The sequence below is a fragment of the Burkholderia mayonis genome (assembly GCF_001523745.2).
GTDB lineage: Bacteria > Pseudomonadota > Gammaproteobacteria > Burkholderiales > Burkholderiaceae > Burkholderia > Burkholderia mayonis.
The window spans coordinates 1,306,229-1,330,790 of record NZ_CP013386.1 but is presented as its reverse complement, the minus strand read 5'-3'; the positions used below and the strand labels follow the sequence as shown (position 1 = coordinate 1,330,790).

Below are 24,562 nucleotides of genomic sequence, written 5' to 3'. Positions count from 1 at the left end.
GCGCCCAAGTGTGAACCCGCGTACGCTGAACCGCGTTCAGCGCTGCATCGACTCCCACACTTTGTAGAGCCGCTTGACGGACACCGGCATCGGCGTGCGCAGTTCCTGTGCGAAAAGCGAGATCCGCAGCTCTTCGAGCAGCCAGCGAAACTCGGCGAGCCGCGCGTCCGCGACGCCGCCGCGCTGCGCGACCGCCCGCTGACAGTGCTGCGCGAGCGGCTGCAGCTCGGCGAACTGGCGCGCGTCGCGCGCGGGATCGGCCTTCAGCTTGTCGATCCGCAGCGCGACGCCCTTCAGGTAGCGCGGGAAGTGCGCAAGCTGCGCGTAAGGCGTGTCGACGACGAAGCGCTTGCCGACGAGCGCCGCGAGCTGGCCCTGCATGTCCGCGTGCGCGGCCGGAAACGGTTTCGCCTGCGCGAGCTTCTTCGCGAGCCCCGCGTATTCGGCGAGGATCTGCCCGACGAGCCGCGCGATCTCCTGCGCGAGCAGGTTGAGGCGGCTCTTGCCCTCGTTGCGGCGCGCGTGGAAGCTCGCGTCGTCGGCGGGCAGCGGATCCTGCAGGCATGCGCGGTCGAGCGCCGTCGCGATCAGCTGGTCGCGCAACTCGTCCTGCGTGCCGAGCGACATGTACTGCATCGCCATCTCGCGCAGCCCCGGCAGGTTCTTCTCCAGATACTTGATCGGCTCCTTCAACTGCAGCGCGAACAGGCGCCTGAGGCCCGCGCGGTGGATCCGCGCCGCCTCCTCGGGCGAATCGAACACCTCGACGTCGCAATGCGCGCCGCGATCGACGAGCGCCGGATAGCCGAACAGCGTCTCGCCGCGCCGGCGGATCTCGAGCAGTTCGGGCAGCTTGCCGAAATTCCAGGTCGTCAGGTTCTCGTAGAGCGCGGTCGCGCCGGCTTCGGCCGCCCCCGCGCCCGCTTGCGCCGCGGACTGGGCGGCGGCTTGCGAAGACGCGCCGCCGCGCGCGCCCGGCCGTGCGCCGGCCGCCGCAGCCGCCATGCCTGCGCCCTCGCCCGCCGGCGCAAGCGTCGCGGCGGCGGCGATCTTCTGGAAGTGCTGCTGCGCCTGCGCGCCCAGCTCCGCACGCAGTTGCGCGAGATTGCGCCCCATCGCGAGCTGCCGGCCGTGCTCGTCGATCACCTTGAAGTTCATGAACAGGTGCGCGGGCAGCGTCTCGAGCTTGAAATCGGGCGTCTTCATCGCGACCTGCGTCTCTCCGCGGATGTCGGCGATCAGCCCCTCGACGAGGCCGCCCGCGCCGAAACGCTCGGCGCCCACGCGCTCGACGAAGCCCGCCGCATACTCGGGCAGCGGCACGCAGTGGCGGCGCAGCTTCTGCGGCAGCGACTTCAGCAGCAACTGCACCTTCTCCTTCAGCATCCCCGGCACGAGCCACTCGGCGCGGCGTGCGTCGACCTGGTTCAGCGCGAAGAGCGGCACGGCGAGCGTCACGCCGTCGCGCGGCGCGCCGGGCTCGAAGTGATAGGACAGCGCCATCTCGACGCCCGCCATCGTCGCGCGCTTCGGGAACAGATCGGTCGTCACGCCGGCCGCCTCGTGGCGCATCAGATCGTCGCGCGACAGATACAGCAGGCGCAGCTTGTCTTCCGGCTGTCCGCTCTTCTTCACCTCGTCGCGATACCAGCGCTCGAACGCGACGCCCGTGTGGATGCCCGCCGGAACCGTCTGATCGTAGAACGCGTAGATCAGCTCGTCGTCGACGAGCACGTCCTGCCGGCGCGACTTGTGCTCGAGTTGCTCGATGTCGGCGAGCAGCTTGCGGTTGTGCGCGAAGAACGCGAGCTTCGTGTCGAACTCGCCGCCGACGAGCGCGCCGCGGATGAACAGCTCGCGCGCACGCGCCGGGTCCTGCCGGCCGAACGCGACGCGCCGCCGGTGATAGACGGTCAGCCCGTACAGCGTCGCGCGCTCGAACGCGGAGACCTGCGCGGGGCGCTTCTCCCAATGCGGCTCCGACAGCGACTTCTTCAGCAGGTGCGCGCCGATCCGCTCGATCCATTCCGGCTCGATCTTCGCGATGCAACGCGCGTACAGCCGGCTCGTCTCGACGAGCTCGGCCGCCATCACCCAGCGCCCCGCCTTCTTCACGAGCGCGGAACCCGGCCACAGGTGGAACTTGATCCCGCGCGCGCCGAGGTAGTGCGGCTCGTCCTCGGCCTTGAAGCCGATATTGCCGAGAAGGCCCGTCAACAGCGACAGATGGATCTGCTCGAACGTCGCATCGGCCTCGCTCAGCCGCCAGCCGTGCTCGCGCACAACGGTCAGAAGCTGCGAGTGAACGTCGCGCCATTCGCGCAGCCGCAGATGCGACAGGAAGTTCTGCCGGCACGCGTCGACGAGCTGCCGGTTCGACTTCTTGTGCGCGACCGCCTCCTCGAACCACGCCCAGATCTTCAGCCACTGGAGGAATTCGGAGCGCTCGTCGGCGAAGCGCCGGTGTGCCTGGTCGGCCTGCTCCTGCGCGTCGAGCGGGCGATCGCGCGGGTCCTGCACGGACAGCGCGCTCGCGATGACGAGCACTTCGCGCAGCGCCTGCTGGTCGCGCGCGGCGAGAATCATCCGGCCGACGCGCGGATCGAGCGGCAGGCGCGCGAGCTCGCGGCCGAGCGGCGTGAGCGCGTTGTCGTCGTCGACCGCGCCGAGCTCGTTCAGCAACTGGTAGCCGTCCGCGATCGCGCGGCCGGGCGGCGGCTCGATGAACGGAAACGATTCGATCGCCGACAGATGCAGCGACTTCATCCGCAAAATCACCGACGCGAGCGACGAGCGCAGGATTTCCGGATCGGTGAAACGCACGCGGGCGGCGAAGTCGCTCTCTTCATAGAGGCGGATGCAGATGCCGTCGGCGACGCGGCCGCAGCGGCCCGCGCGCTGATTCGCGGCCGCCTGCGAGATCGATTCGATCTGCAACTGCTCGACCTTGTTCCGATACGAATAGCGCTTCACGCGCGCGAGGCCCGTATCGACGACGTAACGGATGCCCGGCACCGTGAGCGACGTCTCGGCGACGTTCGTCGCGAGCACGATCCGGCGCGCGTTCGACGGCTTGAACACGCGCTCCTGCTCGGCCGCCGACAGCCGCGCGAACAGCGGCAGGATTTCGGTGTGCGGCGGATGGTGCTTGCGCAGCGCCTCGGCCGCGTCGCGGATCTCGCGCTCGCCGGCCAGGAACACGAGCACGTCGCCCGGGCCTTCGCGGCACAGCTCGTCGACCGCGTCGACGATGCCGTCCATCAGGTCGCGCTCCGCCTCGCGCGCGGTCTTCGCGCGGTCGCGGCCGGACGCCGCGCCCTCCGCGTGCCGCACGGCGGCCGGCCGGTCGTCGGCGACCGGCCGGTAGCGGACTTCGACCGGATACAGCCGCCCGCTCACCTCGATCACGGGCGCGGGCCGCTCGTCGCTGCCGAAATGGCGCGCGAAGCGATCGGCGTCGATCGTCGCCGACGTGACGATCAGCTTCAGGCCCGGCCGCTTCGGCAGGATCTGCTTCAGATAGCCGAGCAGGAAATCGATGTTGAGGCTGCGCTCGTGCGCCTCGTCGATGATCAGCGTGTCGTACGCCGTGAGGAGCGGATCGGTCTGCGTCTCGGCGAGCAGGATGCCGTCCGTCATCAGCTTGACGGACGCGCCCGGCGCGAGGTTGTCGGTGAAACGCACCTTGTAGCCGACCACTTCGCCGAACGGCGTGCCGAGCTCCTCGGCGATGCGGCGTCCCGTCGACGACGCCGCGAGCCGCCGCGGCTGCGTATGGCCGATCAGGCCCGCGCCGCCCGCGCCGACGCCGCGGCCGAGCGCGAGACAGATCTTCGGGAGCTGGGTCGTCTTGCCCGAGCCCGTCTCGCCGCAGACGATCACGACCTGATGATCGGCGATCGCGCGCGCGATCTCGTCGCGCCGGCCCGATACGGGCAGGCTCTCGGGAAACGTGATCGGCGGAACGGGATTCGGCGCGACGCGCGCGCGCGGCGGCCGGGCGGGCTGGGGGATGGATTCGGATTCACGGCGCGCGGCGCGCGGCGCGCGGTCCTGCGCGGGCGCGGTCCGCACAGGACGCGGCGGGCGGCCCGCCCCCGCGTCGGCGGGCCGCGGCTCGCCCGGCGTGCCCGCACGTTTTTGCGCGGGACTTTTAGGTACATTCGACATGGGGGCGCATTATAATCCCGCCCATGAATTCCCAAACCGACCTTCCCGCCGCCCAGCCGGGCGTCGCGCCCCAGCAATCCGCCGACGAAGCCGCCCTCCACGCGCAGTTCGTCGACTGGATGCGCTCCGTCGCACCCTATATCCACCGGTTTCGCAACAACACGTTCGTCGTCGGCTTCGGCGGCGAGGTCGTGCAGCGCGGGCTGCTGAACGCGCTCGTCTCCGACATCGCGCTCCTGCAGGCGATGGGCATCCAGATCGTGCTCGTGCACGGCTCGCGGCCGCAGGTCGAGGAGCAACTGAACCTGCACGGCGTCGAATCGTCGTTCTCGCACGGCCTGCGGATCACCGACGCGCGCGCGCTCGAATCGGCGAAGGAAGCGGCGGGCGAAGTGCGGCTCGACATCGAGGCGGCGATCAGCCAGGGCCTGCCGAACACGCCGATGGCGCACGCGCACATCAGCGTCGTATCGGGCAACTTCGTCACCGCGCGGCCGGTCGGGATTCTCGACGGCGTCGACTTCGCGCACACGGGCGTCGTGCGCAAGATCGACGCCGAGTCGATCCGCCACTCGCTCGCGAGCCGCAAGCTCGTGCTGCTGTCGCCGCTCGGCTTCTCGCCGACGGGCGAGGCGTTCAACCTGTCGATGGAAGACGTCGCGTCGGCGGCCGCGATCGCGCTGCGCGCGGACAAAATCATCTTCCTGACCGAAACGCCCGGCATCGTCGACGAAACGGGCGAGCTCGTGCGCGAGATGTCGCTCGACGCGGCGGCCGAGCTGCTCGACTCGGGCGACCTGCAAGGCGACGACGCGTTCTACCTGAAGCATGCGATCCGCGCGTGCCGCGGCGGCGTCGCGCGTGCGCACCTGATTCCGCAATCGCTCGACGGCAGCGTGCTGCTCGAGCTGTTCCTGCACGACGGCGTCGGCACGATGATCTCGTACGAGAACCTCGAGAGCCTGCGCGAGGCGACGCCGGACGACGTCGGCGGCATCCTGACCCTCATCGAGCCGCTCGAATCGGACGGCACGCTCGTGCGGCGCGGCCGCCACCAGATCGAGCGCGACATCGATCACTTCTCGGTCATCGAGCACGACGGCGTGCTGTTCGGCTGCGCGGCGCTCTATCCGTACTCGACGGAGAAGATCGGCGAGATGGCGTGCCTGACGGTCGCGCCCGAGGCGCAAGGCTCGGGCGACGGCGAGCGGCTCCTGAAGCGGGTCGAGCAGCGCGCGCGCGCACGCGGCCTGACGCGGATCTTCGTGCTGACGACCCGCACCGAGCACTGGTTCCTGAAGCGCGGCTTCGTGAAGGCGACCGTCGACGATCTGCCCGAAGACCGCCGCAAACTCTATAACTGGCAGCGCAAGTCGCTCGTGCTGATGAAGCAGCTCTGAGCGGCGCGGCGCGCCCTTCCCCCGGATCACGATTACAGGAGAGGTACACGATGGCCCGTATGATTCAATGCGCGAAGCTCGGCAAGGAAGCCGAAGGACTCGACTTCCCGCCGCTGCCCGGCGAGCTCGGCAAGCGTCTTTACGAGAGCGTGTCGAAGGAAGCGTGGCAAGGCTGGCTCAAGCAGCAGACGATGCTCATCAACGAGAACCGGCTGAACATGGCCGATCCGCGCGCGCGTCAGTATCTGATGAAGCAGACCGAGAAGTATTTCTTCGGCGACGGCGCGGACCAGGCGACCGGCTACGTGCCGCCGACGCAGGGCTGATACGCCGCCGCGCGGCGCGCGGCGCCGCTTCCGATTTCCGCACGTCGGACGAAAGCCTCGGGCAGCGATTGCTGTCCGAGGCTTTTTTGTGCGTACGCTTCGTCCGCCCGAGGCGGCGCCGCGGCCCGGCGCGGCGAGCATCCGGGACTTCGCGACGCCGGAACGTCGGCTCGCGCTCGTGGTTTTCGCGGCTTCGCGATTTCGCGACGTCCGCTCCGAAGATTGGCGAGGCTGCGGCATCCGCTGTTTCATCACGTAATCGCGTCGCGATTTCGCGATGTCGTCACCTTGCGAATCGTTGCTTCCGCCGGCGTGCCTGTCGGCAAACGCGGCTTCATCGCGCGCAGGCGTCGCGATCCCGCCATGTCGCCGGGCCGCGAGTCGACACGTCCGTGCACCGGCGAGCGTCCGGCAATCGCGGCTGGGCGACGCGATCGCGCCGCGCCGCCGCGCCCGCCGTCCTCGCCATTTCGTGCTGCACCCAAGATGCACCCCTCGCGCATCGCCCTCAAGGCTTCGCGAGCGCTCCGCTTCCCGCCAACGCGGTGCCCCGCCTGCCGCGCTCGAGCGTCGCGATGCACACGAGCGACACCGCCGCGAGCGCGCTGTAGAACGCGGCGAGCGGCCACCACTGGCCCGCGAAGCGGTGCGCGAGCAGCGTGCCGACGAGCGGCGTGAGCCCGCCTGCGAGCGCCGCGCACAACTGGTACGACAGCGAGATCGCCGAATAGCGGACGCGCACGTCGAACGCGGTCGACATGAAGCCCGCCATCACCGCGTACGAGCTCGACATGCACATCACCGCGATCGCGATGCCGACGACGATCGCGATCGGCCGGCCCGTCGACACGAGCGCGAACATCGGATACGGCGACGCGATCGCGAGCGCGGCGGCCGTCTTCAGGAAGCGCCCCGTGCCGACGCGCTGCGCGAACCAGCCGGACGCGAGCTGCGTGCCGAGCTGGATGAACGCGACGACGAACAGGCAATCGAGGATCAGCGCGCGGTCGAGCCCGAGCGTCTGCGTCGTGTAGTTCAGCATGAACGTGTTGACGAACCACGCGCCCGCGACGCCGATCACGTTCGCGCCGAGGCAGAGCAGCAGCGTGCGCCACGCGTTGCGCACCACTTCGGCGACGGGCAGCGCCGCCGTGCGCCGCTCCGCTTTCAAGCGCGCGAACTCCGGCGATTCGTCGACGCCCGCGCGGATCGCGAGGCCGACGACGAGGAGCGCCGCGCTCGCGAGAAACGGCAGCCGCCAGCCCCACGACAGGAACGCATCGTGCTCCATCCCGGAGACGATGCGAAACGCGAGCAGCGCGAGGATCAGCCCGGCCGGACTGCCGAGCTGCGCGAACGATGCGACGAACGTGCGCTTGTCCGCGCTCGCATGCTCGCTCGCCATCAGCACCGCGCCGCCCCATTCGCCGCCGATCGCGATGCCTTGCGCGATCCGCAGCACGACGAGCGCAATCGGCGCGGCCACGCCCGCCTGCGCGTAGGCAGGCAAGAGACCGATGCCGACCGTGCCGAGCCCCATGATGACGAGCGTCGCGACGAGCGCCTTCTTGCGGCCGATCCGGTCGCCGAGGTGGCCGAAAACGAGGCCGCCGAACGGGCGCGCAAAAAAGCCGACTGCGAACGTGCCAAACGACGCGAGCGTGCTGAAGAACGGCTCGCTCGACGGAAAGAACAGCTTGCCGAAGATGAGCGCGGACGCGGTCGCGTAGATGTAGAAGTCGTACCACTCGATCGTCGTGCCGACGAACGCCGCGAGCGCGGCGCGCGCGGGCTGGCCGACCGGCGCGCGGTCGGCGCGGTCATCGTGCTGGGATGTCATCGTTGTCTCCATGATTCTCGTCGGTGGCGCGACTCGCGCGCGCCTTTACCGTTTGGGCCGGATCGCTCCGGGTTCGGCCGTGCCGGACGAGCGACGCGGACCGTTCGGCCGAAGGCCGATCGCCTTCGGTCTCGCGGCCGCGGACTCGCCCGGCGCCGACCGTCTAGCCGCGGCCGCCGCTTCGTTTCGGCAGCCGCGTCTGTTCGCTCACGTTCATTCCTTCAATACGCCCGCCTCGACGAGCCGCGCCTGCGTCGCCGCATCGATGCCGAGCGCGTCGAGCACCGCGCGCGTGTCGCGGCCGAGCGTCGGCGGCGCGCTGCGGTACGTCGCGGGCGTGCGCGACAGCTTGATCGGCGACGCCGCCCCGCGATAGCGGCCCATCTCGACGACGAGCCCGCGATGCAGCGTGTGCGGATCGCGCGCGACCGAATCGACCGTGCGCACCGGCCCGCACGGCACGCCCTCGCCCATCAGCTCGCGCGCGAGCGTCTCGCAATCGCGAGTCGCGAGCCGCGCTTCGAGGCTCGCCTTCAGCTCGGCGCGATGCGCGCAGCGGCTCCGGTTGTCGACGAAGCGCGGATCGCCCACGAGCGCGGGCACGCCGAGATGCGCGCACAGCCGCGCGAATTGCCGATCGTTGCCGACCGCGAGAAAAATCGGCGCGGTCGCGGTGCGGTAGCTGTCGTACGGCGCGATGTTCGGATGCGCATTGCCGCTGCGCGCGGGCGTGCGTCCGGAGCCGAACCAGTTCGGCAGATGCGGATGCAGGAGCGACACGCCGCAGTCGTACAGCGCGATGTCGATCGACTGGCCGACGCCGCTTTTTTCGCGCTCGGCGAGCGCGAGCAGAATGCCGGCGAGCGCGTTCAAGCCCGTCACCATGTCGACGATCGGCAACCCGATGCGCGTCGCGTCGCCGTCGGCGTCGCCATTGACGCTCATCAGGCCTGCCATCGCCTGGATCACCGCGTCGTAGCCCGGCAGTCCGCCGAGCGGGCCGTCGGCGCCGAAGCCCGTGATCGCGCAATGGATCAAGCGAGGAAGGCGCGGGCGCAGGTCGCGCTCGTAGTCCATCCCCCAGCGCGCGAGCGTGCCGGGCTTGAAGTTCTCGACGAGCACGTCCGCGTCCTCGAGCATGCGCCAGAGGATCGCGCGGCCTTCGTCGCGCGACAGGTCGAGCGCGATCCCCTCCTTGTTGCGGTTCACGCCGGTGAAGTACCACGCGTCGTCATCGAAGAACGGCGGGCCCCAGCCGCGCGTTTCGTCGCCCGTCGGCGGTTCGACCTTGATCACGCGTGCGCCGTGGTCCGCGAGCGCCTGCGTGCAGTACGGGCCGCCGAGGACGCGGCTCAGGTCGACGATTTTCAGGCCGGCGAGCGCGCCGGACGGGGGGGACGTGGTCGTCGTCGCGTTGTTCGTGCCGTTCGGGTTCGGTGTGCTCGCGGTGCTCGCGGTGTTTGCGGTGTTTGCGGTGTTTGCGGTGTTTGCCGTGTTTGCCGTGTTTGCCGTGTTTGCCGTGTTTGCCGTGTTTGCCGTGTTTGCCGTGTTTGCCGTGTTTGTCGTATGCGAGGTATTCGCGGCGTCTGTCTCAATCGACCCATGCGCCACGTGCGACGCGCGAGGCACGCATGCCGAATGCGATGCGTTCGCCGTATTCCGCGTCTCGCCGGCAACGCCAGAGGTGCGCGCCCGATCGATCACGCGAGCCGCGGCAGGACCAGCCTGCGCCCCGCGCGCCGCACGGAATTGCTTCGCATCGCCGCTCATGCCACGTCTCCCGACGCTTCGTCGAGCAGCCTCAGCGCGTCGTCGAGCGCGACCGGCCGATCGTGCAGCAGGGCCGCAAACGCATCGGCGTCGACATCGGCACGCGAAGGTGCAAGCGGATCGACCGGCGACAGCTTGTAGCGCAGCACGAGATGCGCGAGCGCGAGCCGCCGATAATCGGGGGCAAGCCACATCCCTTCGCTCGCGAGCAGGATCGCGGTCGTCGCGTGATAGAGCGCGGACGCCGCCTGCCGCACGAGCGCGTCGTCGCCCGCTTGCGCGACGCGCTCGATCGCATCGCTCGCGCGATCGAGCGCGTCGCGCAGACGCGCAACACTCGCGCCGGGCAGCCGCGCCGCATCGAGCAAGTCGAGCAGGAACGCACGCAGCGGCGCGAGCGCGCCTTCGCGCTTGACCGCCCGCGCGACGTCGAGCGCGACGATGTTGCTCGTGCCCTCCCAGATCGAACCGAGATGCGCGTCGCGCAACACACGCGCGTCGCTCCACTCCTCGATGTAGCCCGTGCCGCCGCGCACCTCCATCGCGTCGCCGGCGACGCGGCGCGCATCGCGGCACGCGCGGAACTTGATGAGCGGCGTCAGGATGCGCACGCAGCCGGCCGCCTGCCCGTCGCCCGTATCGGCCTTCGCGAGCAACAGCGCGATCTGCATGAAAAGCGACCTCGCCTGCTCGGTCGGCACGAGCATCTTGACGAGCTGACGCCGCATCAGCGGCATGTCGATCAGCTTGCGGCCGAACGCTTCGCGATGGCGCGCGACGTGCAGCGCCTCCGTCGTCGCGCGGCGCATCAGCCCCGCCGCGCGCACGCCGTTCGACAGCCGCGACATGTTGATCATGTCCGCCATCTGATGGAAACCGCGCCCGATCTCGCCGATCAGATAGGCTTCGGCGCCGTCGAGCGTAATCTCGCCGCTCGCCATCGAGCGGCTGCCGAGCTTGTCCTTCAGACGCACGATCCGGTAGCGATTACGCGAGCCATCGGTGAGCGTCTTCGGCAACAGGAACAACGCGAGGCCCCTGACACCGTCGGGCGCGCCTTCGGGCCGCGCGAGCACCATCGCGAGATCGGCATCCGCGTTCGAGCAGAACCATTTGTCGCCGTACAGACGCCACGTCGCCGCGCCGTCGGCGGCCGTCTCGCGCACCGCTCGCGTCGCGATCCGGCCGACGTCGGAGCCCGCCGCCTGCTCGGTCATGAACATCGCGCCCTGGTACAGCACGTCGAAATCGCGCGACGCGAGCCGCGGCAGGAAACGCTCGACGAGCTCGCGCGAGCCGAAGCGGCGCAGCGTGCGCGTCAACGAATCGGTCATGCTGACGGGACAGCAGAGGCCGAACTCGGCCTGGACGAACAAGAACGTCAACGCATACTTGACGAGCGGCGGCGGCGCCTCGCTGCGATGGCTCATCGCCGCGAGGCCGAGCTCCGAATACGCGACGCGCTCGAGCGCGACGTAGTCCGGATGCTTGTCGATCGATTCGAGCGGCTCGCCGCGACGGGTGCGCGGATGGAGCACGGGCGGATGCTTGTCGGCGCGCGACGCGAGGCGGTCGAGCTCGTCGGACGCGCGCAAGCCGAGCGTGCGCAATTCGGGTTCGAGCGCGCGATAGCGCGCGTCGCCGAGATGCAACCGCAGCAACGCCGCGCAATCGGGATCGCTCGTAAAAAAATTGAGGCCCCGCGAGTCGGGGATGTTGGCGGCGCCCGCCGCGGGCGCGTTCGCTTCGACGGCTTCTTTCATCATGTTCATCGCTTGTCTCCTGGTCCGACGAGCGTAGAACTCCGGTCGATAGCCGTCCAATACAGGATTTATCCAGTACGATAAGCGTTGCTTATCGATCGACGCGAACGGAGACGAGATGGACCTGAAGCAATTGCGCTACTTCGTCGCCGTCGCGGAAGAACTGCATTTCGGCCGAGCCGCAAAACGTCTCTTCATCTCGCAGCCGGCGCTCAGCTTCGACATCCGCAAGTTCGAGAACGAGCTCGGCGTGCAGCTGTTCGCGCGCACGAGCAAGTCGGTCGCGCTGACGAATGCGGGCGAAGTGCTGCTCGGCGAGGCGCGCCGGCTGCTGCTGCAGGCGCAGGAGGCGCAACGTCTGACGATTCGGTCGGCGTCGGGGCTCGCGGGGCGGCTGCGGATCGGCTTCGTCAATTCGATGCTGTACCGTGGGCTGCCGTCCGCGGTGCGGCGCTTCGAGACGGACTATCCGAACGTCGAGGTCGTGCTGAAGGAGATGAACACGCACGAGCAGGTGCAGGCGATTCTGCGCGCACATATCGACGTCGGCTACGCACACTGGGGCACGTTCCCGCCCGAGATCGCGGCCGACACGATCTTCTCTGAGCCGTTCCTCTGCTGCCTGCCTGCCGCGCACCGGCTTGCGCGGCGCAAGCGCGTCGATCTCGCGGCGCTCGCGCACGAGCCGTTCATTCTGTTTCCGCGCGACGCGGCCCCCCACTACCACGACCTCATCATCGCGCAGTGCGTCAGCGCCGGCTTCAGTCCGGAGATCAGGCACGAGGCGCGCTTGTGGCAGACGGTGCTGACGATGATCGAGTTCGAGATGGGCGTCGCGCTCGTGCCGAGCGTGCTGCGCCAGGTGCGCAGCGAGCGGCTGCGCTACTTGCCGCTCGACGGCGGCGCGCTCGAATCGCACACGCTGCGGCTGCGGCGGGCGGACGAGCGGGAGCCAGTCGCCGAGCGGTTCGGCACGTATCTGGACGACGAGATTCGGCGGCTGCGCGGTGCGGCGAAGTGACGACGCACGCCGTGTCGAACAAACACTGGATAAAAGTACCCGGTTGCCTGTAGAATTCCGCCCCGGGCCGGGCGATGCGCGGTCCGCACCCGCAAGGTGGGTTATGTTTAAAAAGTGCTTTACGGAATGAAAAAGCTCTGACATAATTCAAAATTCTTTGGGCGGTTAGCTCAGCGGTAGAGCACTGCCTTCACACGGCAGGGGTCACTGGTTCGATCCCAGTACCGCCCACCAAAGATCTGAAGGGCCGGCAATCGCCGGCCCTTCTTGCTTTCCGGGCTTGCACTTGACGAAATGCTCGCTAAGTGCCCCTCGCCGAACCGGATTGTTGGCACATTCTTGTCACACTTCTTCTTCGAGGTGTCTGGCGCCAACCATTCGCAAGCGCAGCAACTTCCAATACCAAGCGATCGCCCGTCATCAGGGGGTTTACCAGCCTGTGCGTGCAGCTGAAGCTCGGCCGTATCGTGTTGACCAGCAACATGCCGTTCACGCAGTGGGCCACGGCGTTTGCCGACGACCAGACGCTGACGGCAGCCATGCTCGACCGGCTCTTGCATCACGCGCACATCGTGCAAATCAGCGGCGAGAGCTATCGGTTGAAGGACAAGCGAAGGGCTGGACAAACAGGTACGCGGGCAAGCGGGAAAGCAACCGCGTGACACGGGTCCGGGCGGGTCAGATTTACTTCGGCGAATCGCCGAAAAGTGGGTCAGATTTCAGTCGGCGTTGACAAGTTGTTGTCCAGGGGAGCGAACGCTGTAGCGAGATCGATATGAATTAACTGATCCGTCATGCCATTCTTCATTGCGTGAAAGTTATGGTACCGAGTCGGCCCTGAACAATTCGTTTTGTCGCGCAGATGAAGCTACGCCGCCGACGGCGCAGCGGCTCGGAAGCTGAGCAAAGCGACGAGAATCAGGGCGTAAAAAAGCCGCAGGTTGCGCAGGATCATCCGCAGGTTGTGGCCAGCGCCGCACAGCACCGCATGAATCGCATCGCCCAACGAACCCTTGAGCCAATTTCGATCGAGCTTGCCGTCGGCCTTCATGTGCCCGATGGCCGGTTCGATTGCGCTGCGACGCCGGATCATTGCTCGCAGGCCGCGTGTGATACCGCGTCGCAAACCTGGGTGATAGACCTTCACACCATCGACGGCGACGCCCTTGTAGCCGCGGTCGACGACGGCGATCTCCGGCTGCACATCGCTCAGGATCGCCGCTTGTTCTAACGCTTCGGCCAACGTGTGCCCGTCGTATGGATTGCCCGGCATTGAACGAGCTCCGACTACCAGACCTTCCTTGTGCGTCGTGGTGATCGACACCTTCACGCCAAATTCGTACGGCTTGCGCGCTTTGCCTTTCGCCAGGCACTCCACTTCCGGCGCGTGCAGCGCATACAGCTTGTTTTTGTCCTTCTGCTTCTGCGTGAGAATCCGCTTCGTGCGGCTGATCAAGTCTTCCAACTCCGCGCGACTTTGCTGAACAACGCCTTCCAGTTGCCGCTCCACGTCACGCATCACGCGCCCCACTCGTGAACGCAAAGTGCGCAGCGCCTTCTTCATCCGCTTGTACTGCTTCGCATGCGCATAGCGCCCGATCTGGCCCGCCAGACGCGGCGCTTCGCGGTTGTAGTTCTGCCGCAGCTTCAGCCCGTGCTGGGCGGCGGCCTTCACCAGATGTTCCCGGCAACGTTCGAGCAGGCGCGAATCGGTGGGATGCGCAATCGCCTTTTCCATCACCGTCGTATCGACAATCACCCGCTTCAGGCTCGTCGTCTTGATGACCTTTGCGCGTTTGGCCGCTTCGATCGTCTCAGCCAACAGTTCTTCAACGCCGGCTTCGCCCAGGCGCTTACGCCAGCGCGTCAGGCTCGACGGATCGATCGGCGGTTTCGTCTGCAAGTACGTCTCGCCGGTGAACACTTGCCAGTACGGGTTCTCCAGCCATTGCCAGACGACCTCTTCATCCGACAGGTCGAACGCGTGCTGCAAGTACAGCAGCCCTGCGATCAAACGCGGCGACGTTGCCGGTCGGCCACGAGACGATGCGAAACTCGCACTCATCGTCGTGCTCAACCGAGCCCAGTCGATCAGATCGGCCAGGCGAATCAACGGATGCTTCAGATTGATCTGCTCGCGCAGCGGTTGGCGGAAGAAATCTCCCTCTGTCACCGGCAACTTCGGACCCATCCACACCTCGTCAGGATTTGCAGGATTCACGCGTCAATATGCCTGCTTCCTGCAAATCCAACAACACCGTTTCGGCCTCACCGCCTTTCCGTATAAGCCGTCCAGGATTGTTCAGGTTCGACTACCGAGCGAGCCATTCGTATTTCTGACGCTCGCGAACCCTTGATACGTTTTCGGTCAACCCGCCCTGAACAAATTTCCGATGCCATTTCAGTTTCGATTCGAGGAATATTTTCCTCCCTAGATAGTCAAGGAAAACGCGCCCATCAGCGTCCCGTAATGCAAGAGAACTATAGCGGCCTTCTGGCTTTATGTATCGGAGAACGGACTGACTCAAAAGTACTCTTGGAAAAAGCGCGACTTTTTCCAGCTCAACCGCCTCAACCAGCGCGGGGCCAAAAAGAAACCTGTCAGAGAACATCAACGGCCCTGCTGTCACTGCACCGCGCACTGGAAACCCGGCGAAAAGTGTTAGTTCATGTATCTGTGCCGTGAGTTCATCTAGGAACAGTGCAACAACCTGTTCATCGCCCATCGTAGGATGCGAGCCCAAAGGAAACGCTGCGAAGATATTGTCGCTGAAGGTTTTAACGAGAGCGCGTGTTTGGCGTTTCTCTGGAAAATGAGATGACCATCCATTCATTCGACGCTCAAACTCCTCCAAGCAGGCGAAAAAATCCGCAGCTCGCCCCCTTTCTTTTCCTCTAAACAGATTGGCTCCTCCGAGCACATCAATAAACGCACATACCTGATTGTGCAATCTAATTTTTGCCATTTTTATATGTGCCCCCAATTTAAAGCCAATGAATTTATCGCAAGCTTTGACGAAAATTATCCAGCGTCTTTGGTCTACATGAATTCGCGCGTTTACAGAAACGATTACTTCTGACATAGGTCATAGCCAGGAATGTTATCAGGTTGACGAGTGGCGGAGCAGATACTGGACATCGTGGTGCGGAAGGAATGTTCTTGGGAAAAGTTAACCGAGGTTATTTGGTCGCGCCCGCGAATGCATCGAAAACGACGTACCTTTAACGCATGAACGACGCATTGGCAGCCACCGACATATGGCGATCAACTTGGTTTGTGGTCGCGCCGCTTCGCACTCGCGATCTTGAAGCGAGCGAGTCGATCAACCTTCGGTGAATGGCGGACCGGCCGCAAATTTCAACGATCAACGCTTTCACCCCGCTGCCCTTTCTTCCGTGTATCCCATGACCGTACTTGCCAGTCGAGTAATCGGATAAGTGGCCCATTGCCTTGGCCGCGTCCTCGAGTGACACGGTGGGATCGCACTTGAGATCCCATGCATGCTGATGCCTGAAGCAATACGGGCTAACACGCGTCCTCATGCAAGGAAAGCGCGCGGAAACTGAGCGCGCACGAGTGGTTCCCGCGCGCACTTGAAGGCCGGAGAGCTTGTTCTCTCCGGGATGCTCGACGTGCGTAGCGCGCAGTACGCGGCCATGATCGTGGAATGCGGCAGTCTCGACTCGAAGCGGAAAGCGCCGGCCCGTCGAGCCGGCGCTTTGCGCGAATCGCGATCGAGCAGCGGATCGGCTCCGCGCGATCGCGACGCCCCCTCTTTTCCGCTTGCCGCCGCGCAGGAACGCTGCTCGGGATTGCGTTCGCAAGCGGTATGGCGGCGGGCGCGGATCGTCTGTTCGTAATCGCGCGGCAAACGAATGAAGGTGGAGCGTTGCACCCGAAACGCATTCCATCCGAAGCAGTCGCCGCTCGGCGCGCTCCGTGCCGCCGGCCCTGAGCTACGACGCCATGCCCAGTTGCTTCGCCGTCGCATCGATCGCCCGCTTCGCCTTCTCGACGATCTCGTCGATCTCCGCTTTCGAGATCACGAGCGGCGGCGACAGCAGCATCCGGTCGCCTGTCGCGCGCATCACCAGGTTGCCGTTGAAGCAGTAGTCGCGGCAGATCGTGCCGACCTCGCCGCCGTTCTCGAAGCGCTTGCGCGCGCCGGGTTCGCGCGCGAGCTGAAGGCCCGCGACGAGCCCCGCGCCCGCGATCTCGCCGACGATCGGATGATCGGCGAACGTCTCGCGCAGCCGCTGCTGGAAGTACGGGCCGGTGTCGGTCTTCACGCGCTCGACGATCTTCTCGTCGCGCAGCACCTTCAGATTCGCGACCGCCACCGCCGCCGCGACCGGATGCCCCGAATACGTCATCCCGTGATTGAACTCGCCGTGCGCGATCAGCGCATCAGCGATCCGGTCGGACAGCGCGACGGCGCCCATCGGCACGTAGCCGCTCGTCAGCCCCTTCGCGAGCGTCATCAGATCGGGCTCGAAGCCGAAGTGCCGATGCGCGAACCATTCGCCGGTGCGCCCGAACCCGCCGATCACTTCGTCGGCGACGAGCAGCACGTCGTACTTGCGGCAGATCCGCTCGATCTCGGGCCAGTATGTCGACGGCGGAAAGATCACGCCGCCCGCGCCCTGGAACGGCTCGCCGATGAACGCGGCGACGTTCTCCGCGCCGAGCTCGAGAATCTTCGCTTCGAGCTGTTGTGCGCGGGCGAGTCCGAATTCTTCCGGCGTCAGATTGCCCTGCGCTTCGCCGAAGAAGTACGGCTGATCGATATGGACGACGTGCTCGACCTTCGACGGCATCTGCTCGTGCATGTAGCCCATGCCGCCGAGCGTCGCGCCCGCGATCGTCGAACCGTGATAGCCGTTCCTGCGCGAGATCACGACCTTCTTCTGCGGTTGGTTCTGCGTGCGCCAGTATTGATGGACGACGCGCAGCACCGTGTCGTTGCCTTCCGATCCGCTGTTGCAATAGAAGAAGTGATTGAACGACGGCGGCGCGATCTCGGCGAGCAACGCCGACAGCTCGATGATCGGCGGGTGCGTCGTCTTGAAGAACGTGTTGTAGAACGGCAGTTCCTGGAGCTGCCGATACGCGGCGTCCGCGAGTTCCTTGCGGCCGTAACCGACGTTCACGCACCAGAGCCCGGCCATCCCGTCGATGATCTTGTTGCCGTCGGAATCCCACAGATAGACGCCTTCGGCCTTCACGATCACGCGGCTGCCGGCGCGATTGAGCGCGCCCATGTCGGAAAACGGATGGATGTGATGCGCGGCGTCGAGCGCGCGGTACTGCGCGGTGGTACGCTGCGACGCGGTCGCGCGCAGCGGCTGTACAAAAGCGATGTCTTCGGTTCGATACGTCACTTTGATCTCCTGAATGCGGCGCGCGAGCGCTCGCTCAAACGTGCAGCAGCAAATGCCTGCGCTCCCACGAGCTGATCACGCGGAAAAATGCTTCGTACTCCGTTTCCTTCAGCGCAAGATAGGCCTTCACGAACTTTTCGCCGAGCATCTCGGCGAGCGGCGTGCATGCACTCATCAGCGTGAGCCCTTCCTCGAGATTGCGCGGCAATTGATACGGCAGGCTGTAGCCGTCGCTCGCGAGCGGCTGGGTCGGTTCGAGCGCCTGCGTGACGCCGAGGTAGCCGGCCGCGAGCGTGCCCGCGATCGCGAGATACGGATTGCAGTCGACGCCCGGAATCCGGTTCTCGATCCGCCGCGCGGCCGCCGCCGAATGCGGAATCCGGAAGCCGACCGTGCGGTTGTCGTAGCCCCACTGTACGTTGATCGGCGCGGCCATGAAGCGGGACAGCCGGCGATACGAATTGATGTACGGCGCGAAGATCGGCATCAGCGCGGGCGTGTACTTCTGCAGCCCGGCGAGATAGCCGCGGAACATCGGCGTCACGTCGCCGCTCGCGTCGATGAAGAGATTGCGGCCCGTCTCGATGTCGACGATGCTCTGATGGATGTGCATCGCCGAGCCGGGCTCGTTCTCCATCGGCTTCGCCATGAATGTCGCGTACATGTTGTGGCGCAGCGCCGCCTCGCGCACCGTGCGCTTGAACAGGAACACCTGATCGGCAAGCGACAGCGCGTCGCCGTGCAGGAAGTTGATTTCCATCTGCGCAGCGCCGACTTCGTGGATCAGCGTGTCGATGTCGAGGCCCTGCAGCTCACAGTATTCGTAGATATCCTCGAAGAGCGGATCGAACTCGTTGACGGCTTCGATCGAGTACGATTGCCGCCCCGTCTCCGCGCGCCCCGTACGCCCGACGGGCGGCCGCAGCGGCAAATCCGGGTCCTTGTTCATGTCGACCAGATAGAACTCGAGCTCCGGCGCGACGACGGGCTTCCACCCTTTCGCGCGATACAGATCGAGCACGCGGCGCAGCACGAAACGCGGCGAGATCTCGACGGGAGAGCCGTCGAAATGCACGCAATCGTGAATCACTTGCGCGGTCGGATCGACCGCCCACGGAATCAGGCAGATCGTCGACGCGTCGGGCACGCACACCATGTCGGGATCGGTCACGCCCGTCAGCGTGCCGTCTTCCGGGTAATCGCCGGTCACGGTCTGCACCATCACCGCCTGCGGCAGTCGCATCGATTCGCCCGTTTCGAACTTGTTGCGCGGGATGATCTTGCCGCGCGCGATCCCCGCCATGTCGGGGATGATCGCTTCCACTTCGGTGATCCGGTGCTGCCTCAGAAAATCATCGATGTCTTGCATGTGAGCCTCTCTTCGATAAGCTTCGACGGCCGTCACGCGCGTGTCGCGCGCTCGGCCGCCCTGCGCATTCGGGCGCGGCACGCCGCGCCGAACGCCGCAAAGATTTCTTGCGACAGCGGATTGCTGTCGAACCGCCATTCCGGATGCCATTGCACGCCGAGCGCGAACGCGCGCGCGTCGCGCACGCCGATCGCTTCGACGAGCCCGTCCGGCGCGCGCGCCTCGACGGTCAGCCCGTCGCCGAGCCGTTCGATGCCTTGCGCGTGCAGCGAATTGACTTGGACGGTTTCCGCGCCGTGCGCGAGGCGCTGCAGCAGGCCGCCCGGCTCGAGCCGGATCGGATGCGCGGGGCCGTACTGCACGTCGACCGACGCGGACAAGTCCTCGCGATGATCGGCATGGCCGCTCAACGCGTGCACTTCCTGATGCAGCGTGCCGCCGTACGCGACGTTCAGTTCCTGCATCCCTCGGCAGATCGCGAGCATGGGCACGCCGGCGTCGATCGCCGCGCGCACGAGCGGCAGCGTGGTCGCATCGCGCGCCGCGTCGTGCAGCGTGCCGGGTGCGCTCGCCGGGCCGCCATAGCGCGCGGGCTCGACGTTCGAATAGCTGCCCGTCAACAGCAGGCCGTCGACGAGCGCGAGCAGTTCGTCCGCGCGCTGCCGCGCGCCGAGCGCGGGCAGCACGATCGCAATCGCGAGCGCGCCGTCGACGACCGCGGTCAAATATTTCTCGCCCGCGACGTGCGCGACATGCAGGCCGACCGTCTTGCGATCCGCGCAGATGCCGACGACGGGCCGCGGCGCGGTGTCGATGCGTTCATCCATCGCGTTTCCTTCGATTCGACACGAGCGGCGAATGCGTGCGCGGCACGTGCGATGCACGATCGCGCTCGTCGCAAAAAACGGGAACAACGTTGCGCGCACGGGCGCGCACGCTCGAACACGCACGCACGTTGCGGACCGCGAGATGAAACGTCGACACGACACGACGGATGCGCGCGTCGCGGGCGACGCGACGGCCGCACTTCGCGTGACGGGGCGCGCGCACCGTCCCCTCGCATGCCTCGCGACATCGCGAGGCTGCGCAGCAGCGACGAACCGACGAGTGACGAAAAGAGGCGCTAGGGCAACAGCGAGGCGACGCCGTCGTCGTGAACCGCCATGTAGGCGCGTGCGGCGACCGCGTTGTGACGGCGCACGGAGCGCCGGGACACGGTGGCGAAGATAGACAGGCTTGGGCTGGCGAGAAACTTGCCGCAGCCGTCGTCGGCAGCATCGACGGCGTGCGGAAGATTCGCACGCCGACTTCGATCCCGTCTGACCAAGGGGCCTTGGACTCTCACGATCACACTCGACTGACTGTTTAAAGTATTGAACGCGGCAAACGGCGATGCGACTTCGCATGCGCCGCCGCCCGGCCAGCCGGTCGATCGTCGCGAACGTCGCCGCAACTCGTTCGCGTGTGGCGGCGACGTCGGAAAACGCCGCCGCTATCGATGTGACGGCTAGCTGACAATCAGCTTATCGTATCTGGAAACGCAGTCAATTCCGTTTCAAAAATACGAATTCAGGGTTTTCCCTGAGTATGCTTCGGGACCAATGCTTAAAATATTCGACGACAAGCGTCGATGAACGCACGCATCGCGCGGCATTTCCGCGCTATCCGATCGGAATCCGAAACATCGCTGCTTCGCACGCATGCTTTGCGCGGCAAGCGTGCGAATCACGAACGAAGATCGCATTCGTCTCGAATCGCGTGCGACGGCGCGGCTTCTCACGCAGCGCGCCATCCCGGGCAATACGCCACGAAAACGGGACTACCGCCGCAACGATGTCAACGATGCTCGAGCGCAGCCGTCAGGAGCGCCTCGAGTAGCGGCGCGATGCGCTGCGCCTTCGTTTCGTCATACGAATAAGGCCGCGCCTCTTCCATGTAGGTCGCCTGCACGAGCTCGAGCTGCACCGACTGCACGCCGTTCTCCGGTGCGCCGTAGTGCCGCGTGATGTAGCCGCCCTTGAAGCGTCCGTTCGCGATCGACGTGTAGCCGCCGTGCTTGTCGACGAGCGCAGCCAGCTTGTCGGCGAGCCCCGGCGCCGCGCTCGCGCCGCTCGACGTGCCGAAGTTGAAGTCCGGCAGCCGGCCGTCGAAGAAGCGCGGCACGTGCGAGCGGATCGAATGCGCTTCCCACAGCAGCGCGCGGCCGTGTTCGTCCTTCAGGCGCTGCAGCTCGCCGACGAGCGCATCGTGATACGGCGTCCAGTACCGCTCGCGACGGCGCGCGATCTCAGTGACGGTCGGCTCGTCGCCGTCCGCGTACAGCGGCGCCTTGTCGAACGTGTCGACGGGCACGAGGCCCGTCGTGTCCTGGCCCGGGTAGAGATTCGCGTCGTCGGGCGGACGGTTCAGGTCGACGACGTAGCGCGCGTGCGACGGCACGAGCACCGACGCGCCAAGCGCCTTCGCGAAATCGTACAGACGCTCGAGATGCCAGTCGCAGTCGTCGACGTAGCGCGCGACGGGCGTCATCGTCGCGGCGATTTCTTCTGGAATGTGGGTGCCTGCGTGCGGTATCGACACGAGCAGCGGCAGCGTGCCGCGATGCAGCGTGAATACCGGCGGATGCGATGCGGTGTTCATGATCGTTCGACCTCGTTGATGATGCGGCGCCTCACACGGCGCGCCGGCCGATCCGCGGCGCGCGCCGCGCATGCGGCGGCCGGTTGCGGCGCTGCGTGCGCGAGGCGCTCGGCTTGCATGCACTTCGTCTCGGCGCGCGCGGCAACCCTGCCCTCGCACTGCGCCGCATGTCGGATGCGGCACGCATGCTAGCCGTATTGCACGGCGGCCGCACTTCTGCCCCTTCGTACCGTCATGCGTTCGCGCAAGCCGGTTGCGTACTCAGCGCAGCAATTGCGCGAGCGCCCCACGATACCCCGCGTACGCGGATTCCTCGTCGCGATGCCGGCGCGCGCTCACGACCTGCTCGCCGCCGACATACACGTCGAGCACCGGCGTGTCGCCGTGCTCGGCGAACACCGCGCCCGACAGCCACGTATCGCTGCCGTGCTCGGCGATCGACGGATGTGCAGGATCGAGCACGATCCAGTCGGCGCGCCGGCCCGCTTCGAGCGCGCCGACCGGCCGGCCGGCCGCGCATGCGCCGCCCGCGAGCGAGGCCGCGAACAGACGGTCCGCCACATGAGTATGCGCCGAATCGGCAAGCACATTGCGCTCGCGCCGCACGAGCCGCTGCCCGTATTCGAAGAGGCGCAGTTCGGCGCGCCAGTCGACGGCCGCATGGCTGTCCGAGCCGATGCCGATCGCACCGCCGGCCGCGAGATAGTCGACTGCCGGGAAAATTCCGTCGCCGAGATTCGCCTCGGTCGTCGGACACAGGCCCGCGATCGCGCCGCTGCGCGCGAGCGCGCCCGTCTCGGCCGCGTCGAGATGCGTCGCATGCACGAGGCACCAGCGCGCGTTCACGTCGAAGCGGTCGAGCAGCCACTGCGCCGGCCGCGCGCCGTACGCGCGCATGCAGTCGTCGACTTCCGCCGTCTGCTCGGCGATGTGGATGTGCACGGGCGCATCGGCCGGCAATCCGTCGAGCAATTCGCGCAATCCGCTTTCCGACACCGCGCGCAGCGAATGCGGCGCGATGCCGTAGCGCAGCCCGCCGTGCTCGGGCAGCTCGCCGCGCAACTCGTCGACGAGCGCGAGCAGCGCGTCGGGCGTATTGATGAAGCGGCGCTGGTCGTCGCGCGGCGCGCGTTCGCCGAAGCCGCTGTACTGATACGCGACAGGCAGCATCGTGATGCCGATGCCCGCGTCTTGCGCCGCGCCGACGACGCGCGCGGCCAGCTCCGCGCGCCGCGGATAGCGCGCGCCGTCCGGCGTGTGATGGACGTAATGAAATTCGCACACCGACGTATAGCCGCTCTTCAGCATCTCGACATAGAGCCAGCGCGCGACCGCGGCGAGCGCGTCGGGCGTGATCTTCAGCGCGAAGCGGTACATCAGGTCGCGCCAGCTCCAGAACGTGTCGGACAGGTTCGCGCGATATTCGGTGAGCCCCGCCATCGCGCGCTGGAACGCGTGCGAATGCAGGTTCGGCATGCCGGGCAGCAGTGGCCCGTTCGCGCGCGCGACGCCCGCAGGCGCCGCCGCGTTCGCGCGGACATCGACGAGCGCGCCCGTCGCGTCCCAGCGCAGCAGCACGTCGCGCCGCCAGCCGCCGGGCAGATAGGCATGCTCGGCAAACAACATCGAATCGATCTTCGTCATGCTTGTCTTCCGGTCAGCGCGCATCGCGCGCGAACACCGTCGCACCGCCCTTCACGACCCGCTCGCACAACGGCCGGCCGAACCAGTACGCAAGCTCCGCGAGCGTCGCCACCGACCACACTGCGAAGTCCGCCTGCCGCCCCGGCGCGAGCGAGCCGTGCCGGTCGCTTGCGCCGAGCGCCATCGCCGCATGGCGCGTGACGCCGAGGAGCGCTTCCTGCACCGTCAACTTGAACAGCGTGCAGCCCATGTTCATCGTCAACAGCAGCGACGTGAGCGGCGACGTGCCCGGATTGTGATCGGTCGCGAGCGCGATCGGCACGCCGTGCCGGCGCAGCAGATCGATCGGCGGCATTTTCGTCTCCCGAATGAAGTAATAGGCGCCCGGCAGCAGCACGGCCGTCGTGCCGGACGCGCGCATCGCCGCGACGCCCGCCTCGTCCAGATATTCGAGATGATCGGCGGACAGCGCGCGATAGCGGGCGGCGAGCGCGGCGCCGCCGCCGTTCGACAACTGCTCCGCATGCATCTTGACCGGCAGCCCGCGCTGCGCGGCCGCCTCGAACACCCGCTCGCTCTGAGCGAGCGTGAAGCCGATCCGCTCGCAAAACACGTCGACCGCGTCGACGAGCCCTTCGTCGGCGAGCGCGGGCAGCATCCGATCGCAGACTTCGTCGACGTATGCGTCCGCGCGGTCCGCGTATTCGGGCGGCAGCGCGTGCGCGCCGAGGAACGTCGTGTAGACGCTCACCGGGAAGCGCTCACCGAGCTGCCGCGCGACGCGCAGCATCCGGCGCTCGCTCTCGAACTCGAGCCCATATCCGGACTTGATCTCGATCGCGGTCACGCCTTCGGCGAGGAGCGGCCGCAGCCGCGCGGCCGCCTGCTCGAAGAGCATCGCCTCGCTCGCTTCGCGCGTCGCGCGCACCGTCGACACGATGCCGCCGCCACGCTGCGCGATCTCTTCGTAGCTCACGCCGGCGAGACGCTGCGCGAACTCGTCCGCGCGCTGGCCGCCGTAGACGAGATGCGTGTGGCAGTCGACGAGGCCGGGCGTCACCCATGCGCCGCGCAGATCCTCGCGCGCCCAGTGCACGTAGCCGGCCGGCGCGTCGCTCGCGCGTCCGAGCCACGCGATCGTGCCGTCGCCGTTCACCGCGATCGCGGCGTCGGCGATCGTGTCGTTCGGGTCGCCGTGCGCGCACAGTTTCAGGTTGTGCCAGAGAATCGATTTCAT

Annotated in this window: 17 protein-coding genes, 1 tRNA gene and 1 pseudogene; 5 read left to right on the top strand and 14 right to left on the bottom strand. The window is 66.7% G+C overall.

The window, feature by feature from the left end:
- Positions 1-36: 36 nt before the first annotated feature.
- On the bottom strand, positions 37-4,170 hold the full coding sequence (hrpA, locus tag WS70_RS06655) for an ATP-dependent RNA helicase HrpA (RefSeq protein WP_059596609.1): 4,134 nt from the start codon (positions 4,168-4,170) through the stop codon (positions 37-39).
- 23 nt (positions 4,171-4,193) lie between these two features.
- Between hrpA and argA the strand changes: the two genes are divergently transcribed.
- Together argA and WS70_RS06645 are read left to right on the top strand one after the other, a co-directional pair.
- On the top strand, positions 4,194-5,570 hold the full coding sequence (gene argA, locus WS70_RS06650) for an amino-acid N-acetyltransferase (protein ID WP_059473762.1): 1,377 nt from the start codon (positions 4,194-4,196) through the stop codon (positions 5,568-5,570).
- Positions 5,571-5,620: 50 nt separating this feature from the next.
- Positions 5,621-5,896 (top strand): oxidative damage protection protein, encoded by a 276-nt coding sequence (locus WS70_RS06645; RefSeq protein WP_059473763.1) that lies wholly within the window; start codon positions 5,621-5,623, stop codon positions 5,894-5,896.
- A 508-nt stretch (positions 5,897-6,404) separates the two neighbouring features.
- Here WS70_RS06645 and WS70_RS06635 read toward each other — a convergent pair.
- From WS70_RS06635 to WS70_RS06625, 3 genes are all read right to left on the bottom strand, one after another.
- Positions 6,405-7,736, bottom strand: coding sequence for an MFS transporter (locus tag WS70_RS06635; RefSeq protein WP_059473765.1), 1,332 nt, complete (start codon positions 7,734-7,736; stop codon positions 6,405-6,407).
- A gap of 213 nt (positions 7,737-7,949) precedes the next feature.
- Positions 7,950-9,506, bottom strand: a complete 1,557-nt coding sequence (locus WS70_RS06630; protein ID WP_059596610.1) for a CaiB/BaiF CoA transferase family protein — start codon at positions 9,504-9,506, stop codon at positions 7,950-7,952.
- Complete coding sequence (locus WS70_RS06625; protein ID WP_082716533.1) at positions 9,503-11,278, bottom strand: acyl-CoA dehydrogenase family protein; 1,776 nt, start codon at positions 11,276-11,278, stop codon at positions 9,503-9,505. Before WS70_RS06625 ends, WS70_RS06630 begins: the two co-directional genes overlap by 4 nt.
- Positions 11,279-11,387: 109 nt before the next feature.
- Between WS70_RS06625 and WS70_RS06620 the strand changes: the two genes are divergently transcribed.
- From WS70_RS06620 to WS70_RS06610, 3 genes and pseudogenes are all read left to right on the top strand, one after another.
- Complete coding sequence (locus tag WS70_RS06620; protein ID WP_059596611.1) at positions 11,388-12,290, top strand: LysR family transcriptional regulator; 903 nt, start codon at positions 11,388-11,390, stop codon at positions 12,288-12,290.
- A 159-nt stretch (positions 12,291-12,449) separates the two neighbouring features.
- A tRNA-Val gene (locus WS70_RS06615) sits at positions 12,450-12,524 on the top strand.
- A gap of 230 nt (positions 12,525-12,754) precedes the next feature.
- Positions 12,755-12,952, top strand: a pseudogene (locus WS70_RS06610) (ATP-binding protein); the annotation flags it as partial.
- Positions 12,953-13,158: 206 nt separating this feature from the next.
- Here WS70_RS06610 and WS70_RS06605 read toward each other — a convergent pair.
- The 10 genes from WS70_RS06605 to hutI all read right to left on the bottom strand — a co-directional run bounded on the left by WS70_RS06605 (position 13,159) and on the right by hutI (position 24,562).
- Positions 13,159-14,481 carry an IS5 family transposase gene (locus WS70_RS06605; protein WP_059474209.1) on the bottom strand — a complete coding sequence of 441 codons (1,323 nt, stop codon included), beginning with the start codon at positions 14,479-14,481 and terminating at the stop codon, positions 13,159-13,161.
- Positions 14,482-14,602: 121 nt separating this feature from the next.
- Positions 14,603-15,373, bottom strand: a complete 771-nt coding sequence (locus WS70_RS31380) for a hypothetical protein (RefSeq protein ID WP_159082863.1) — start codon at positions 15,371-15,373, stop codon at positions 14,603-14,605.
- A 456-nt stretch (positions 15,374-15,829) separates the two neighbouring features.
- The gene (locus tag WS70_RS31375) at positions 15,830-16,186 is read right to left on the bottom strand and encodes a hypothetical protein (RefSeq protein ID WP_159082862.1); all 357 of its coding nucleotides are present in this window, start codon (positions 16,184-16,186) and stop codon (positions 15,830-15,832) included.
- Between the two features lie 61 nt (positions 16,187-16,247).
- Positions 16,248-17,672, bottom strand: coding sequence for an aspartate aminotransferase family protein (locus WS70_RS06595; RefSeq protein WP_108033908.1), 1,425 nt, complete (start codon positions 17,670-17,672; stop codon positions 16,248-16,250).
- Positions 17,673-17,706: 34 nt separating this feature from the next.
- Positions 17,707-19,041: a glutamine synthetase family protein gene (locus WS70_RS06590; protein ID WP_108033907.1), complete on the bottom strand. Its 1,335-nt coding sequence runs from the start codon at positions 19,039-19,041 to the stop codon at positions 17,707-17,709.
- 32 nt (positions 19,042-19,073) lie between these two features.
- Positions 19,074-19,868 carry a gamma-glutamyl-gamma-aminobutyrate hydrolase family protein gene (locus WS70_RS06585; protein WP_059596529.1) on the bottom strand — a complete coding sequence of 265 codons (795 nt, stop codon included), beginning with the start codon at positions 19,866-19,868 and terminating at the stop codon, positions 19,074-19,076.
- Positions 19,869-20,164: 296 nt separating this feature from the next.
- Positions 20,165-20,368: a hypothetical protein gene (locus WS70_RS32305; protein ID WP_059596548.1), complete on the bottom strand. Its 204-nt coding sequence runs from the start codon at positions 20,366-20,368 to the stop codon at positions 20,165-20,167.
- Between the two features lie 509 nt (positions 20,369-20,877).
- Positions 20,878-21,681 carry an N-formylglutamate deformylase gene (hutG, locus tag WS70_RS06570; RefSeq protein WP_059596530.1) on the bottom strand — a complete coding sequence of 268 codons (804 nt, stop codon included), beginning with the start codon at positions 21,679-21,681 and terminating at the stop codon, positions 20,878-20,880.
- Positions 21,682-21,942: 261 nt separating this feature from the next.
- Entirely contained in the window at positions 21,943-23,325 is a 1,383-nt protein-coding gene (locus WS70_RS06560; protein ID WP_059596531.1) for a formimidoylglutamate deiminase, read from the bottom strand.
- A gap of 13 nt (positions 23,326-23,338) precedes the next feature.
- Complete coding sequence (gene hutI, locus WS70_RS06555; RefSeq protein WP_059471230.1) at positions 23,339-24,562, bottom strand: imidazolonepropionase; 1,224 nt, start codon at positions 24,560-24,562, stop codon at positions 23,339-23,341.

Coding starts and splice junctions, on each gene's coding strand:
- WS70_RS06635 (WP_059473765.1), bottom strand. CDS start 7,736: ATGACATCCCAGCACGATGACCGCGCCGACCGCGCGCCGGTCGGCCAG.
- WS70_RS06605 (WP_059474209.1), bottom strand. CDS start 14,481: ATGGGTCCGAAGTTGCCGGTGACAGAGGGAGATTTCTTCCGCCAACCG.
- argA (WP_059473762.1), top strand. CDS start 4,194: ATGAATTCCCAAACCGACCTTCCCGCCGCCCAGCCGGGCGTCGCGCCC.
- WS70_RS06630 (WP_059596610.1), bottom strand. CDS start 9,506: ATGAGCGGCGATGCGAAGCAATTCCGTGCGGCGCGCGGGGCGCAGGCT.
- hrpA (WP_059596609.1), bottom strand. CDS start 4,170: ATGTCGAATGTACCTAAAAGTCCCGCGCAAAAACGTGCGGGCACGCCG.
- WS70_RS06625 (WP_082716533.1), bottom strand. CDS start 11,278: ATGAACATGATGAAAGAAGCCGTCGAAGCGAACGCGCCCGCGGCGGGC.
- WS70_RS31380 (WP_159082863.1), bottom strand. CDS start 15,373: ATGTCAGAAGTAATCGTTTCTGTAAACGCGCGAATTCATGTAGACCAA.
- hutI (WP_059471230.1), bottom strand. CDS start 24,562: ATGAAATCGATTCTCTGGCACAACCTGAAACTGTGCGCGCACGGCGAC.
- WS70_RS06585 (WP_059596529.1), bottom strand. CDS start 19,868: ATGGATGAACGCATCGACACCGCGCCGCGGCCCGTCGTCGGCATCTGC.
- WS70_RS06590 (WP_108033907.1), bottom strand. CDS start 19,041: ATGCAAGACATCGATGATTTTCTGAGGCAGCACCGGATCACCGAAGTG.
- WS70_RS06560 (WP_059596531.1), bottom strand. CDS start 23,325: ATGACGAAGATCGATTCGATGTTGTTTGCCGAGCATGCCTATCTGCCC.
- hutG (WP_059596530.1), bottom strand. CDS start 21,681: ATGAACACCGCATCGCATCCGCCGGTATTCACGCTGCATCGCGGCACG.
- WS70_RS06645 (WP_059473763.1), top strand. CDS start 5,621: ATGGCCCGTATGATTCAATGCGCGAAGCTCGGCAAGGAAGCCGAAGGA.
- WS70_RS06620 (WP_059596611.1), top strand. CDS start 11,388: ATGGACCTGAAGCAATTGCGCTACTTCGTCGCCGTCGCGGAAGAACTG.